This is a genomic window from Citrobacter sp. RHB35-C17 (genome assembly GCF_013816795.1).
In the GTDB taxonomy this organism is placed as follows: Bacteria; Pseudomonadota; Gammaproteobacteria; order Enterobacterales; family Enterobacteriaceae; genus Citrobacter_A; species Citrobacter_A amalonaticus.
In genome coordinates this window covers 56632-72233 of record NZ_CP057151.1, presented here as the reverse complement: position 1 = coordinate 72233, position 15602 = coordinate 56632, and the positions used below count along the sequence as shown (strand labels likewise).

Annotated in this window: 10 protein-coding genes; all 10 read right to left on the bottom strand. The window is 50.5% G+C overall.

The features are described from left to right. Positions 1-65: 65 nt before the first annotated feature. Positions 66-5258 carry a conjugative transfer relaxase/helicase TraI gene (gene traI / locus HVZ37_RS22875; RefSeq protein ID WP_181628517.1) on the bottom strand — a complete coding sequence of 1731 codons (5193 nt, stop codon included), beginning with the start codon at positions 5256-5258 and terminating at the stop codon, positions 66-68. Between the two features lie 3 nt (positions 5259-5261). Beyond that, complete coding sequence (gene traD / locus HVZ37_RS22870) at positions 5262-7631, bottom strand: type IV conjugative transfer system coupling protein TraD (RefSeq protein ID WP_181628516.1); 2370 nt, start codon at positions 7629-7631, stop codon at positions 5262-5264. Further along, positions 7628-8083: a lytic transglycosylase domain-containing protein gene (locus HVZ37_RS22865; protein WP_181628515.1), complete on the bottom strand. Its 456-nt coding sequence runs from the start codon at positions 8081-8083 to the stop codon at positions 7628-7630. The genes traD and HVZ37_RS22865 overlap by 4 nt, the downstream gene beginning before the upstream one ends. A gap of 62 nt (positions 8084-8145) precedes the next feature. After that, positions 8146-8580 (bottom strand): hypothetical protein, encoded by a 435-nt coding sequence (locus HVZ37_RS22860; RefSeq protein WP_181628514.1) that lies wholly within the window; start codon positions 8578-8580, stop codon positions 8146-8148. Between the two features lie 61 nt (positions 8581-8641). After that, positions 8642-11668 (bottom strand): conjugal transfer mating-pair stabilization protein TraG, encoded by a 3027-nt coding sequence (gene traG / locus HVZ37_RS22855; RefSeq protein WP_181628513.1) that lies wholly within the window; start codon positions 11666-11668, stop codon positions 8642-8644. Then, positions 11665-13050 (bottom strand): conjugal transfer protein TraH, encoded by a 1386-nt coding sequence (locus HVZ37_RS22850; RefSeq protein ID WP_104869177.1) that lies wholly within the window; start codon positions 13048-13050, stop codon positions 11665-11667. Before HVZ37_RS22850 ends, traG begins: the two co-directional genes overlap by 4 nt. After that, positions 13047-13526: a hypothetical protein gene (locus HVZ37_RS22845; protein ID WP_181628512.1), complete on the bottom strand. Its 480-nt coding sequence runs from the start codon at positions 13524-13526 to the stop codon at positions 13047-13049. The genes HVZ37_RS22850 and HVZ37_RS22845 overlap by 4 nt, the downstream gene beginning before the upstream one ends. Positions 13527-13570: 44 nt before the next feature. Continuing rightward, positions 13571-14221 (bottom strand): hypothetical protein, encoded by a 651-nt coding sequence (locus HVZ37_RS22840; protein WP_181628511.1) that lies wholly within the window; start codon positions 14219-14221, stop codon positions 13571-13573. Between the two features lie 23 nt (positions 14222-14244). Beyond that, positions 14245-14790 carry a type-F conjugative transfer system pilin assembly thiol-disulfide isomerase TrbB gene (gene trbB / locus HVZ37_RS22835; protein WP_104869175.1) on the bottom strand — a complete coding sequence of 182 codons (546 nt, stop codon included), beginning with the start codon at positions 14788-14790 and terminating at the stop codon, positions 14245-14247. A 14-nt stretch (positions 14791-14804) separates the two neighbouring features. Next, entirely contained in the window at positions 14805-15590 is a 786-nt protein-coding gene (gene traF / locus HVZ37_RS22830; RefSeq protein ID WP_181628510.1) for a type-F conjugative transfer system pilin assembly protein TraF, read from the bottom strand. Positions 15591-15602 lie beyond the last annotated feature (12 nt).

The window sequence follows — 15602 nt, the reverse complement described above, 5'->3', positions numbered from 1 at the left end:
GCCATGCGGAGGCGTCAGCCAGCTTTGCAGATGGCCTCAAATAACCTTCCTGGAGTCACCAGGCGTTAATCCTCAAAAGATTTTGTAATATCACGCTCGATATTACGGAGGTGATCGGGCTTCTTAATCTCTGCAATTTCATTATGTGAAACTGAATGATTAACAGATTCACTGCCTTTATAAATATCGAGTGCTTTTTGCGCCAGATTTGCAGTTTTATCCTGCTCCGTTTCAGTTTTCTCCCCGATCCGTTTGATGGCTTCCGGTAATGAATCAACCGGCACGACAAGATCCGGCTTCTGTTCATCCTTGCTCTGCTGAGAGGCTTCTTTAAGCAGCTCTGCCGGTGTTTTTTGCGTTTCCTTTAATGCAGCTTCTGACAGCTCCGGGAGAACCGGCGTGACCAGCTGGCCGCCCCCTGTGATTTTTCCGGGGTTATGCGGAACGCCGTCGCCGCTGAAACGCAACATAACGCCGGTATCCGGGTTAGCGGTGGCCATACGGAACGCATCAGGCAGACTGTCAGCCATCATCACATTACCGTTACTGCTTTGCTGAATCCCCACAAACCGCGCATCGCTTGCGCCCACAATTTCCAGTGTCTCGGTACTGTGGCCGTTCTTGCTCAGTTGCATCATAAGGACGCCCGTTTTGTGGCCATATTCATTCCATGCCGGAAATGCCAGCGATGCAGACGGATGGCGCGATGTGCCGGGTACAAACCGCCCCAGCGTTTTATCTGCATCCTGCTCAAGCCGGAAAAGAATATTACGTCCATGTGCCACACTGTTAAGCGGCCGCGATATCGAGAGAATCGCGTCAGCACGGCGGCTCATGCGATCATCAGCTGCATGTAAGACGTCATGCGCAGTTTCCGCGTCTTTGTGCTCATCCAGCGCTTTCAGCCACCCCTCGCGATTGTCCGTGTAAACCTGCACATGCTCCTTATGGCGGGAAAGCGACACATAAGCCGCATCAGGTGAAGCCATAGCCTTACGGCTGCCGCTTACCCCTTCCAGTGTGATAACAAAGCGCTCACTGGCACCCTGTGCGCCGTATGCGGTGACGGCGTAGCCCAAGTCGAGATGCTTTTCTTCATTCTGAGAGAGGTCAACGGTGCGCAGACTGCCGCTTTCAATATCACGCAAAGTGAGGCGCTGACCGTCAATCTTCTCCACGTTCATGAGCGTGTTATTGATGTAACCACGTTCGGTGTCAGTACGATTGAAACGCAGCCGATCACCTTCTGCAATCTGTACCAGGCGTGAATGGTAAAACTGCGGCTGTTGCGTGGAGTTATCAAACGGAGAGATAAGCAGTTCTTTTCCGTCTGCATTTTTCAGCATAGCGACACCGGCTTTTTGGTCAGTGCCGGTGATCGTCCAGTAATCGCGGTTTAACACGGCCACATTGCCGATATTTTCAGTCCATGCGTTAAGCGTTCGCGCATCTGAATCGGTGACGCGCACCGGTTCAAAAAACTGCACCATCGCGGGATTCCTGATTTCGGCCCTCTTTAACAGCTGCTCATGTATCGCCCTGTTAATGGCGCGCCGGTCATCATTGATGTGTGCCACAATCAGCGTGTTATCCCTGGCGTTTTCCGTGCGGCCGGAATAATCACGCGCAATGGCTTCAACCACATTTACTGGCTTACCGGCTTCGGTTAATGCTTTAACTTCGTCGTCGTTTTTCGGGCTAATTTCCATGACTGAGCTTTGCGGGATATACGCGTCAGCATGGCGTGGAACGTAATCAGGTAAATGTTGCTCAATTTTCGAAAGCGCTGCTCTGGCATTACCCTCGATCATCGCGTAAACAGCCTCCCTGAGTTCCGGTTTCTGGCGCACAATTTCATTCATGATGGCAAAATCCATCGCTGAGCGCTGCTGTGCAAGCCTGAACGGTTGCCCGGTATCAATAGCTTTCAGCTGCGCATCATCGCCACTGGTGATAGCGCGGCCACCGGCCGTTTTGATCATGGAGTACGTTTCACTCAGTTTTTTGTTTCCCGTCATTGATGCCTCATCGACCAGGAAAATTTTATTACTGTAGTCTGGCGTTTCGCCGTTCTGCAGTTGCGTGGCGTGCTCGAATAAAAACGAGTCAAGTGTTTGTGCTTTAACACCTGCGTTCTGCATTTCACCCACGGCGCGGTGTGTTGGCGCAAGCCCGATAATTTCAGGGCGCTGTGCTTCGGGGATCATACTGATGGCCGAAGCAACGGCGCGAAACTGCGTTGTTTTCCCTACCCCCGCATACCCCTGAACACCGGTAAAGCGGTCTGTACTCTCCAGAATAAGCCGCGTGGCTGACTTCTGCCCTTCCGTTAACCCTTCCAGTACCGTTGGTGGCACGCTGGCCATAAGGGGTGATACAGCGTTTTTCCCCTCTGCAATATCACGCAGAATGCTCTTTTCCATTTCGTACATGACGCGGGGAACCACTAAGCCACCTTTACCCTCTACGGGGATGAGATCGCCGTCATTGAGCTGGCGTCTGACCTCATTGTGTAGCGCCGCAGGGGGAACATGAGGGTTAACTTTGATTGCCGTGGTGAGGATCTCCGCCGTCTGAAACGCAACTTTGTGATTCTGCACTTCACTGAGCGCAATATTTACGGCCTTTTGCGCGTCAGTCATGGCGTTTTCTCTGGCACTGGTGCTGGCCGCTCCCGCGCCCTCGATGCCGGTTGCATTCTGCAACTGCTCGGATACCAGTTTGACGCCGGTCATTTTCTCCAGGCGGGTGGCGGCGCGTTGCTTATCCACGGCTGAAAACAACGTGATCCGGTTGCCGCTTGCGGCCACCCGGTTAATGGTTTCCTCCCTCAGTTCGCGCGTGGTAATGGCCGCTAACACCCTGGCGTTATCCTGCACACTTGCCCCCAGCGACTCCACATAACCATGAGTCAGTTTGAGCGGCTGCGCGAAATCAACGGCCACTGGCTTACGGCTGGCTTTTTCAGCGTCCAGGTTGCCTGTGTGTGAGAGCTGCAACCTGCCGTTCTTGTCAGTGCCGGTGACTGTGACGGTTTCACCGGCCTTAAGCTGGCCTCGCGCCTCACGCCCTAAAATCCTCAGCGTGTCGCCGGTGGCCACCTCAACAGAACCCGGCTTAAACAGGTTCCATTGTTCGCCCACGTCACGCAATCTGAGCGGCTGTTTGTTGCCGTCTGCATCCACCAGTCGCAGGGTATTATTCTCCTCCCCGACACGATCAATGGTGTAGCGCTCCATACGCTTTTCTTCCTGGTTAAAGCGCTCCATCACCATTCCGGCACGATAGGTCTCACGGCTCTGCCGGTTGTGTCTGTTCAGGAACACCGGCGTAAGGGTTTCAATTTTGTACGTGTCACCGGTGAGCTGGCCACGATGCCGCATTTGTTCACGGATCAAGCCAGTCAGTTGTGACTGTTCTTTCTCACCAGTAACCTGTACGCGGGTATTTTCACCACTGGCGATGCTGTCCAGGTATGCCGTTGCAATCTGGTGATAGCGCTCGTTTTTGTCGGTGGCTGTTTCGATTTCCACGGTCGGGCGCGGCGCGTCATTAAACTGATGTCGCTTAACCCCTTCGGCTTCCAGAACACCCAGCGCGTAGCCCGTGCCTTTGCTCTGGCCGCTGTCCATGAAAATCACCTGTGCGCCGGTGGCGTTTGCCTGTTCAAGAAGCAAAAGCGACTGTTTAAGCCCCAGCGTTTCAGCTTGCTGCACAATGACGGTGGAAAGGCCATTAAGTGCCATATCGCCTGTTAATGCTGTACGCTGCGCAACAGGTGCGGTAATACCGGCGTCCTTCTGAAGATACGTTTTGGCCTTAGCGGTCGGGGAAATAATCAGGGGCGAACGCCCCTGTGAACTGACCATTTCTGCCAGCTGCGATACACGCTCCCCCTGAACGGCTGCGCCCCCCCTTCCTTCCACAATGGCGACTGGGTTGCGGTCGTTCGCCAGCTGCGCATAAACGCCGGTATGCTCCGGGGTGCTTTCACCCTGGCTTATTGCAACCTTTCCCGTACTCATATGCTCACCGGCCAGCTGCTTAACGCTCAGCTCATCGAGCAAATGAATATGAGAGGTGAAAAGCCCTTTCTCTTTGTCCATCGGAATAAGCTGGCCAGCATCGATGGCGTGATTTATCCCCCCGCGTAACAACTCAAGGGTGTCGGGTGCGGCCGGTAACAGCTTTGCCGCATGGCTCATCACCTGCGCATGAGAGAACTGCACCGCACGATCGGAAAGCGCGGCCACGGTTTTGGTGATCGCCTCCTGAATCTCAGCAAGTCGTTCCTCCACGCTGATTTGTGGTTTACTGCGGTCGGGTGCGTGTTCGGGATCGTCTAACACATGACCGGTAGTGCTGACCATCATCGCTTTATCAACGGTCTGAACAGGGTCAAACGTGTGACCGGACAACTTTTCCTGCCATTCAGCGAGGCGCGTCTGACCATCCACAAATTCTTTTTTCTCGCGGGTATCCAGCGCGGCGATCTCGCGTGATTTTGCGCTGGCATCCCGCCCAACCGCCTCGTTAATTTCGGCCGTGCGCGTGGAATACATTTCGATCACGTCTCGCGGGACTTCGGCCAGCTCAAACATGCCATGTTTTCCGCTGTTAACGGTCGTGTATCCCAGCGCCTCAATTTTCGGGCGCAGTATTTCACGCTGCATCTGGCCATAAGCAATCTGCAGGTCATACAGTTGTTCCCGGATACCGTTACGGTTGTGCAGGTCACTCCCCAGCGCCCGCCACTTCTCGCCATCGTGCGTGGCATTGAGAAGCAATGCGTGTGAGTGAAGGTGCATTTCTCCGTTCCGGTTAGTGTCATGCGTGAACATGGCAAAAATACCGTTGCCGGTTTCTTTTATGCGCGTATCCCCCTGCTCTGTCACCCTGCAGTTGACGGATTTTTCCACCTGTGCCAGCGTTTCGGTAACAGACTCTTTAAACGCAGCAATCAGGCGTTTATCCCCGCCCATAAGGGCAAGGATTGAGAGGCTCTTTGGTGCACCAAAGGTAAGATCGAGACCTGGGCGGTTAGATTCCGCACCATCTTTTTGTCGGGTTATGCGGGTGCCATCAGGTAAATGGCCTTTCAGAATATTATCCAGCTCTGCGGGGTTAATCGCGCCAGTGAGGTTAAGACGCTCCGCGCCATCACCTAACCACTGGCCTTTATCATCGTGAATGATTTCGTAGTTTTCCGCGCCGCTGTAATATCCCGCATCACCGCTAATTGTGCTTAGCGACAACATGGATTACATCTCCGGTTCGTTTCCGTGGGTGGGAATAAAGTTGCGTTCTTCCTGCTCAATACGCTGGCGGGTTTCAGAGAGGTATTGCTCATAGTCGCCATAATCATCAGCGACGTTTCTCTCATTTTCAGGTGACAACGTAACGGGAGCCTGAGTAATGGGTATTTCATTTTGTCGTCCACCACCGGCGACGGCCGCAGCATCAGTGCTGTCGTCGTCCTCATCTGTCGGAGGTGGGTTATTGCGTTGCACGGCTGCGGCTTCGTCCACGCCAGCACTGGTTCTGGGTTTCACATTACCGACCTCACCAATATCGAGATCTACCCCGGATGCGGGGGCGACTTTGACTATCTCGCCGGTTCGGGTATCAAGCTGCTCACCGTCCTTAAGCCCTTCAACAGCCACCAGGTGTGTTTTCTTCTGGCGCGTCTTACGGGGGCGCTTCTGTTTCTGTTCATCCGGGAGACCCTGAGAGGCTGTAGCTTCTGCCTTATCACTAAATACAGCTGCGGCCTTCTCGCGCAGTGGTGATTCCTGTGCCGGTTTGGGATCACTTTCAAAAAGTCCCTGCACAGCCTTGCGTTCTTCGCTTTCGATGGACACCAGACTCATTTCAATCTGCGGGTCAAGGGCAGTAATAATGTCACGCTCAATCAGCGCCTCGGCCACGACAGGGAGCCTGGTGAATTTCAGCTTAAGTTTGGTGATCGGATAGTCTCCGGGCAGCGTGACAAAACACTCCAGGTCGTTGAGCTTCTGCACATCTGAATAGCTCTTTATCAGTACGCGTTCTTCGTCCTTGCCATAGCTGATCCCGTCCCTTACCTGTTCGCTACCAAATGACGTTTGTTCACTGAACCGCTTACGCACCACTTCCCCCAAATCGGTGGCAACGTGCTTTGCCACTTCTGCGCTGGGGCTTCGGAAGAAGTATTTTGTGTTGAGCAGGTCATAGATAGCTTTTGCAAAGTCATGGCCGTAAGCCTCCTCCATTTGTGCGAAAGACTGGAATCCCAGGACAAAACATCCCCCGAATTTTCGCCCCTCGGCCAGCACTCGCGGGAGGCTTGGCAACTTATGCAAAGACGGTATTTCATCGTAAACAAACCAGATTCGGCGGCGGCGACTTGGCTCCAGTGAAAGCAGATTTGTGGAAGCGATCCCCAGCCACATCGAGATAAGCGGTTTTAACGATTCGTGATAGCGTTCATTCGACGTAATAAAAAGCCACGCGGGGCGTGGCTTATCGGCGTTTTCTTTCATCCATTCCCGGATAGTAAACCGGGGCTTGTCGGGATCGTCCGTTCCCTGTAGATAACGCATCGATTTCACATAGTTGGTCAGTACGCTTCGGATTGAAATTGCCGTTTTTTCTATACTGCCATCTACCAGCGTGGCCGCCGGTGTGCCATCAAGGTAGGCGCGTAACTTGTCCAGCCCGACACTGAGTAACGTGCGCAAAAATTTGTTGTAGCTCCGGTCTTTATCATTGCGCATCCGTTCCGCACCCTCAGCAAAGATGGTACGTGCCGAACCCTGCCAGAACGGATCGGCAGTATTCCCCATAGGTATGAGTGTTTCAGTCATAGACTCAAAATCCGGGAGATTCTGACACTCCCCCCACATATCCCAATGAGGACAACGCTTATCGTGAGGATTGAGAAGAATGTCACCGCGCTCCGGGTCGTAAAACTCCTCCACAAACGTACAACCCTTGTCGTAGAGGATCACCGGCGCACCTTTACGTTTAAGGTGCAGCAGTTTTTTGCGGATCAGGGTACTTTTACCTGTACCAACGGTGCCATGCATCGCAAAGTTCTGAATCTCGGCATCTTTCTTGAGCGGCAATTTGTCGATAACCATATCCGACGCCTCCCCGCGCTGGCGTAACATCCGGGCGACGGTTTTGACCGGCTCGAAGGTGCGCCCCGCGATGATTTCATCCCCGCTTTGTCCACGGCCAATACGTGCAAGCACGAAAAAAACCACGCCGTAGAAAGCCGCCACTAAAACAGATGAAACAAGTAAACAGGTAACGACCTCATCGCGTAATTTTAACCCGCACCATACTGCGTAAGGGTCGGTAAGCATCTGCTCCCATGTAAAGATGTAAGTTTTGCCCTTGTACCATAATTCGAAAGTGGGCGGCGATTTCATAATTTCGGTAAACGGAATAAGCGACTGCGCCCACCAGAAATGTACACCGTTATAAAAAACCTCCGTATTGAGACGTAAATAAATTACACATGAGACAATTAACAACCAGCCAATAACAACATAATAGAACAACACATTATTGATTTGCATAAACATACGAAAGCGCAATAATGCCAGTTGCCCTCCGCGTGTTATGTCACCTGTTTTGAAACTCATAGTTCGATCCCCATACGTTTATATTGTCCTTTGATATATCCGGCATACTGTTTCCGTCGTTCTTCCTGCCTCTTTGTTTTTCTGAATCCTGCATTATAACTTCCGATACATTCCCATGTGTAACCACACTTAGCCAGATGGGTGGCTAATATCCACGTTCCTATTTGCACATTGAGACAAGGTTTAAAAAGATCCTCCGCACTCTTTATCACCCCCATTTTAATAAGTTTCGGAATATGATTACTGTTTATTTGCATAAGCCCGTAATCAGTTCCGTAACTCTGCACATTAGTGGCTCTGGGGTTTAAAGATGATTCATGATTAGAGATAGCAACAACCAGGGCGACCGGTACGCCATACTTATCGGCGGCCTCCCGGAAACAAAAGGCGTTTGCAGCACCGCAGCTGCCTAACGCCATGAGCAAAAGCAAGGCGTTTAACAGGGCTTTCATTGTGATTTACTCGCACAGAAAAGCCGCCAGTTAAGGCGGCTTGGGAAGAAATAAGAAGAGTGTTAGTCGATTAGTTTCTTATAAACACCGGCATTGAATTTAACCTGCAATGGATAAAGTATATAGATAAGAATCCCCACTATACATAAAGCCATTACGTTAGATAAGATACAAACCGTTATAAATAGCTGGTCAAAAACAGATGCCCCCACCGAAATGAACACACCATAGGAAAGCGCGATTGAAACAAAGAACCACGCAGCTAAAGTAATCTGGGCAAACCTAACGCTAACACTATCCTTTAAATCTCCTGAATGCCCCGCAGCTTTAAGCACATTTCTCGCATGAAAATACCCAAGAATCAAAATGAGAGCAAACCATTGAGGAAAACCGATCCACATCAGCATAGAGGATTTATCCCCAACATGTAGCAAAGAAAGAACAACGGCAAGAGCGGTTATTATATAATTTACGAAAAGATAATTTCTTATTTTCATACACCCTCCTCTGTTTGTTTTAGTTTATCATTCATATACACATTGTCCAGGTTTAAATTATTTATTTTTTCTCAGGAGGCAATAACTCATTAGCTTTTCTTTCCATGTCTGCTGGATTATCAAAATCAAAAGTATTTGATAACTTTTGATGCTCCTGAGCTTTCCTAATATCTTCGCCTACCTTTTCGGATTTACTACTAACGTCATTTTTAAGTTCGTTTCTTTGCGCCTCTATTAACTCTTTTTGTGAGTCTTGATTAGCTCCGCTCTGATCAATCGTTGACTGGTTTTGCTGCTGCTGTGCAACCACATCCTGCCTGAATGTGTTACTTTCATTCTGCATAGCATTTCGCGCGTCCTCAAACTGCTTAGCGCTGTTAAATGGCTGCGGTGCTTCTGCTGGTCTCGATGCACCACTCTGCGGAGATTCCACTGCTGAGCCAGAGTGAACAGCCTGTGTTGGCTGGCTATAAGGCTGGTTCTCACTGGACAGGGTTACAGGATGGTTTTGTTCCTGCGCTGATTGCCCTGAAACATGCAGTGGATTAACCAGCCCTCCGCTTTCTCTCCTTGCTCCTGATGAGGTTACTGGCTGGGTTTGCTCCTGGGTTGATTGCCCTGATACGTACTGTGGATTAGCCTGGAATCCAGTTTCTCCCCCTGCAAGCGCGGTCTGATTGTGTTGTTCCATACGTCCTTTCACACGTTCAGAAACAAACTCATTCGCATACTGAGCAAGTTGTTCACGATTCTCTGCTGAATCAGTATTGGTGAGAAGCTGCTGAGCCTCTGCCGGATTTCGCCCCTGCATCCAGCTAACAAACTCCTGACTGAGGTTACTGCTGACCGTTGCGCTTTCGCTGTCGCTCATGCTGGCCATACGGCTAAGCTCCTCGGTATGAGCTTTAGAATGGTTGTAATCCTGATAGTGGCTGTCCGTCTGCTGCATTGATTGCTGAACCTGTTTAAGCTGATCCATACCATCAGATTCAACCTGAGAAGCAGATTTATCGTAAGAAGCACTTTTAACCATGCTCCAGCCCTCACTGAACGACTGAGAAAGACGAGCATCATTACTCTCGCGGGTTGATTCATCAGCGTTACCTGTTTGGGACGTGGTTGCATCTGAACCGGTTGAACCTTTCATCCCAGCTCGTCCAGATGCCTCCGCTTTAGCAAAACCAAAGTTTGCGCCAATCGACCCACCGGCGCTGGTTTCCGCATACCCCTCTTTTGATCTCTTTTCCAGCTCACTAAATGCAACCGCCTCACTGACACCATGCGACCTGGCGTAACTTTGCACGGCATCCATCATTTTTTGCGTTCCTTCGCTTACCTGGCTGTTGCTTCCCTCCCTGCTGTCAATACCACGGCTGAAGTTGTCACCATGACGATGCGCAAATGACTGCAATTGCTGGAACGTCTGAGCAGAGTCACTACGCCAGCCCTCCAGTCGGGTTTGCGTTTCGCTCTCGCTTTGCCGGTACTGCTGCTGCGCCATAGACTGCTGCATCTTCGCAAAGTTGATATTAGTGGCAAGATTCGACATCGCCGGGGCGGTATTGGCAACCATCGCGCCCCCCGCTGTCTGTGTGACCATCGCGCCATTCTCCAGCTGTTGCGTATTTGCTCCGGCGGCATAGCTGCGGTTCGTATCCCACTTATTACCCTGAACGTTTTCCATCTGCATATTGTTAAACGCGTAATTGCCCTCGGCCACGCGTCCGGCACTCTGCGCGGCCGCGCCGGTATCCGATGCAACAAAGGTACTCGCAGCAGTAGACATAATCCCGCCAATGCCGCTCATCACTCCCCAGCAGATAACGGGGATCGACGTCATCAGCCATCCGGCCATCGACCCGGCCATTGCGTGTTGCTGTTGCAGCTGAGACATATTTGAAAGCGTGATCCCGGTCGGGGAATCTGCTTTCAAAAACCACACCATCGCACCGTTGCAGATTGCAAACGCAATTGGCCACAGTTGCAGACTACCTAACGCCATGATGTACATTCTCACCACTCTCATAGAAAGCGTGTTAATGCTGGCCATCACCACCATAAACGGGAAAATGCCAATAAGAATGGCAAAAAATATGGTATGCAGAAGGGGCAAATATTGTGTGGCAATCATTGCGCCGGTGGAGTTCTGAATCATCTGGCGTTGTGCTGCCATATCTCCGGCAAGGCTTACCATTCCCGCAGTGGCGTTATTGGCTGAGCCGTATGAAATAAGGCCATTTCTCAGCGCGTTCATGGTGACGTTCTGACGCATGATTTCACTGGCCGTGCGTCCTGACTGCATAAAGTAGCTGTAACTGTCCCCCATCATCTGCCCCAGCAACGGCGCGGCATCAGCACGATTCGGAAATAACTTACGCGCATAGTGAGTAAACGTGGTGCCATTAACATTTGTTTCACTCACAAGCATGGTTTGCAGGTTTCTCGCTGCGACCTGGCATGTCTGAAAAGCGCCATCGACGAAAATCCCGCGTAACGGGCTTGGATTCGCAAAGATGAGATCATAAGGTTCGGTCGAGTTCATCAGCTGCTGTAGGGAATATTTATGGGAAAGATAAATATCCAGTACCACACAACTTTTCACGTAGTCGTTAAACATGCTGATACCAGCAGGGTTCATCAGGTCAAAACTGGTGCTCTTTGACACGATTTTAGAACCAAACATCAGCCCTGTTTTTGAGAATTGCAGCGCGTCGGCTGGCTGCGCCACGATGATTTCATATCCCCGCGCAATCGCATATCCCATACTGGAGAGTAAGCCGATCGGGGCGGCAAGCCCCAGCGGTACGTTATCAATCTTTTTAACCTCCGTGATATTGCTTACATCGATAACCTGTACGCTTTTTTTAACGCCTACCAGAATCGTGGGAATAAACATGAAGATCAGAAAAAAATTGATTAATAACTGAAGGTCACGCTTTTTTGTCCAGATATAAACGGAGACAAGCACGGAAAGCATCAGCCCCCAGCGAATTAAGGTCTTAAACGTGGGGCTGCTACAGAATGCCGCGATACCGTTTAGTGTCTGAACCATCCAGCCACCGGCGCTGTAAACATATAATTCAATCATTGGCCATCCTCAAAACGGTAATTGCTCTGGAATGTACTCAGCATCGAACTGGAGAGCTGCTGGCGCATGTAGGACATATCATTCATTACGCTTTGCAATGTGCTCTGCTGGATCTGAATATCGTTTTGCAACTGAGTGAGGCGTTCATAGGCAATACTGATATTGTCATTAATAACCTTGAGCGCGGCCTCATTGAGCGGCTTATTGGCAATCGCGGCGCGGGTATTGTCGATAATTTCACGCATATATTTGATAAGCATATCGTGAGCAATGTAACCGCTCATGCGCATGGCCACGCTTTCATTCATTCCGACTGCCAGCGGGTCAATGATGTAACTCAGTACCGGGATATTGGTTGAGTTAATAAACGCTTTCTCTTTGTCATTCAGCCCCTGCTCATCGCTCCGGGCTTTAGCCGCGATATCACTCATGAGCTGCACAACGCGCCGGTTAAGGCCATTCTGAGCGGCGATAGTGACGCTCTGCGCTCGCATGGTCAGACACTTGTCTGTATCACTGCAACGGTAGATCTCCGCGCTGCCGCCGTCCATGATGGCTTTTACCAGTTTGGTATCACCGGCGCGGGAGGGAATGGGTAACGGGTGCGATTGCGCATCAAAAATCACCGTGCCGGTGAGTGTGATCGCCATTTCTTTTAACTCGCGATCATCAGCAAAAAGCGCGTTACTGCTCAGCAAATCCCACACCACATTTTTGCTTGTTAAAATAAGGTCTTTATATTCGGCCTTATCCTTTACTTTGCTTTCCGCTTTGCTGGCCTGATTCCCCACGCCACACCCCTGACGCGCAGCCGCCCAGTCAGTAAACATATTGCCGTCGCCTGTGCCGATGGTTTTACAGAGATCATCTTTTGTTTCCTGCGTCGCTGGCCATAAGCCGCCGATAATCCCTCTCGCGCTCTGGCAACTGCTCATATTCATACTGTTAATATCTGAAGCCAGTTTCTGTAAGTAGTCTTTAGCCGATGCCAGCATAGGCGTTACCGTCTTAAGCCCCAGATCGAAGAACAGACCAGGTGCGGAGCTGACGATGTTTTTTGCAAAGGCGACAAACTCATCTTTACTGATAAACGAGAAGGAACCTAAAAACGCATCGATGCCGCCACATCCGGCGTTAAGGCTGGGAAGCGTCACGGAAGCGAGCTGGATGGTTTTATTAGGATTACGTACATAAATCCCGCCACCGGTCATATAGGTCGCGGCCTGCCCCTGCCAGGCTTGCGGTGACGTTACGTTACTGCCTGCCGCCCCCATACTGTTAAAAAAGCCGCCCAGCTCGTTATTAAGGTCAGCACGACTTTCCGGCACTGTACCGGTAAAAATAAAAATTGCGGTTGCGGCCATTAATGCTGTTTTTTTCATTTTTTCTTTCTCCAGAAAAAGCCACGCGGAAGGGATATACGGGGGAAACCGTTCAGAAACAGCCAGACGCCCAGCCCCATAAAGACAGAAAACAGATACGCATTGCGGATAATCCGATCTGTATCCTTTCTCCAGTGCTCAGCGTCCCCCCATATAATTTCTTTTTTGCAGATAACCGGTTCAGGCTTTAAAACAGGCGGTGCGGGCTTTATTGACTTCACCGGCTCATCAGACGTGTCGTGCTGCGGGGTATCTGGAAGATACGTTTGCTGACAAAAGGCGGAGATATTAACCTTCCCCTCCGGGGCACCCGCGACCAGCTTTCGTGCCTCGGAAAGGAAACTTCCGGCAATGGAGTTATTAAATGACAGCATGACGAAACAGACAAAAAGCGCCAGTGCCGGAGCGGTAACAAGGGAGAAAAATGCGGCACGCCGCAACGCGCACATGCCATACACGTAATCATATTTGTTCACGGTAAAAGTCCTTAATAATTAGGAGGTAAGTCAGAGCTGAAGAGTTAATTCATAAACCAGTCATCAAAAGAGTGATGGGTGACAGGCAAGGGTGACGAAATGATACAGACGTTGCCAGAACCGCCATCATGCGAAGCAGCGTAACGTGCAACCGCGATCGCATAACCTTCATTACTTAATACGGCGATTATTTCTTCATCGTTATACATTTCTTTGACACAAAAATTAGTATCCCGACTCAGCATTTCCTGAATATAGACATATCCATCAGAACCATTCGGATCACCGCAAATTTTTCTGAATGGAATACTATTCAGAAAAATTCTCTTTTCATCCTTTGCTTTTATTTCCCACTCTCTCATCTTTTTTTCTACAGTCCGTTCGTACCCGCAGCGATCATATTCGCCACGCCCTACTGCATCGTTCCACTCCCCCGGCGTGATTTTTTCAGACAGTGTTTTAATTGACGAGAGTACATCGGTACAGGCATCAGACAGACTGGAGAATCTGCCAGAGTATTCCCAGCCGACATCCCAGGCTACGTCATTAAGTTCATATATAGTTTTATTAAGTCTGTACGCTGTTATGCATCCCCATCGTGATTCCGCGTACAATTCAAGCAGTTTGCTTTCAATTGAAATGAGTCTTAACAGCAGCTTACTGTCAGCCCCCGAACGCTGCGTTTTATCAGGCATAATCCGGCCTCATATAAATGTAATTAATCAGACTGAATGCGCTTTAGCGCTTCAATAAATACGGTATCGAGCCTGTCCGTTATTTGCTGCTGTGTGGCGTCCCCCTGCAATAAAGGAAAGGTATCCATCGTTTTCACATTCACCAGGAACGTTGTGGGTGTGGCAATGGGTAATCCCTGCGCAAAAAACGCCGCCACAACCGTTGGTGGAGCCGGTAACGCATTGGGGAACGTGCTGTCGGGTTCATTATTGAGGGTATAAGCAAAGATATTTACCCCTGTGTTTTCGCTCACTTTTTTGAGCACCGGATCAAAGCGTTTGCAGTAACTGCAATCACTCGCCATAAACAGCACGACATTCCATTCAGCGGGGTCAATCTGCTGGCCATTACTGAGCGGTAAGAGTGCTTTTTTCGCGGCAGTTTCGGCAGGTGCCGGTTTCATTTTGAGTTTCTCCAGCTCGCGCACCTCATCAATGACAGAGGAATTGACTGACGCGGAAACGGATTGCATGGCTGTGGCAAAGCACAATAGAGCGCCCGTAAGGGCGCTCAGAGTTTTCAGTTTCATCAGTTGGGTGCCTTTTAGAAATCAGGTTCGAAGTCTGTCGCGATTAAACGGAATTGCGCGGCCAGCGCATCCTGCGCCCGGAATCCGTAAGAAACGGGGCGATAGCTTTTCTCTTTCGGATTAACAAGGAAAAGCGCCGGGAAATGATGGACATTCATATTCGCGGCCTGTCCCGTATCGGTGAGTGATTCAGGTAAATCAGAGGGGATCTCGCCATCCACTGAAATCATCAGCACCTTGAGTTTGTAGTTTTCGGCAAACGCCTTAACGACGTAGGCCATCCCCACATCAATGGGGTTTTTCCCCTGGTAGAAGAAAAACAGCCCGTTCGTTCTGGTGAGTTCTGTTATCGCTTCCTGCTCTTTGCGACGCTGCTCTTTGTAGTAAATAGGCGCGGTGGCGTTAGCGTTGCTGTATTGCAGGTTATAGTCCAGTTCCGGGAACCGGAGATATGCCTCACGGCTGCTCTGTGCAAATCGCGTTGATTTATTCACAATGAAATCCTGCAAACGTTTGTACTCGGCAAAGTTCTCCGCTGTCGGAAACATCAGGGCTTTATCCAGTGCCTTTTCATAGGCTTTCTGAAACGTCTTTCTGAACTCGGTTGCGTTTTCTTCGCGCCATACTTTTTCCGGGGGCGGCGTCGGTTCTGGTTCGTGTTCGGGTTCTTCTGGCGGCTTCACTTCATACCAGTGCCACCCTCTTTCCTGCTCCTTTTCCGGCCGGGGTTCGTTTTGCGCGTACCCCGTCACGCTGATGGCCATCAGAGCCACCAGTAACACTTTTTTCACGGTCTGCATGGTAAGTCCCGG

Excerpts from the sequence above, each read along its gene's own strand:
- trbB (WP_104869175.1), bottom strand. The coding sequence starts at position 14,790 with ATGAAACTGAAAACTCTGAGCGCCCTTACGGGCGCTCTATTGTGCTTT.
- traF (WP_181628510.1), bottom strand. The coding sequence starts at position 15,590 with ATGCAGACCGTGAAAAAAGTGTTACTGGTGGCTCTGATGGCCATCAGC.
- traD (WP_181628516.1), bottom strand. The coding sequence starts at position 7,631 with ATGAGTTTCAAAACAGGTGACATAACACGCGGAGGGCAACTGGCATTA.
- HVZ37_RS22860 (WP_181628514.1), bottom strand. The coding sequence starts at position 8,580 with ATGAAAATAAGAAATTATCTTTTCGTAAATTATATAATAACCGCTCTT.
- HVZ37_RS22865 (WP_181628515.1), bottom strand. The coding sequence starts at position 8,083 with ATGAAAGCCCTGTTAAACGCCTTGCTTTTGCTCATGGCGTTAGGCAGC.
- traI (WP_181628517.1), bottom strand. The coding sequence starts at position 5,258 with ATGTTGTCGCTAAGCACAATTAGCGGTGATGCGGGATATTACAGCGGC.
- traG (WP_181628513.1), bottom strand. The coding sequence starts at position 11,668 with ATGATTGAATTATATGTTTACAGCGCCGGTGGCTGGATGGTTCAGACA.
- HVZ37_RS22850 (WP_104869177.1), bottom strand. The coding sequence starts at position 13,050 with ATGAAAAAAACAGCATTAATGGCCGCAACCGCAATTTTTATTTTTACC.
- HVZ37_RS22840 (WP_181628511.1), bottom strand. The coding sequence starts at position 14,221 with ATGCCTGATAAAACGCAGCGTTCGGGGGCTGACAGTAAGCTGCTGTTA.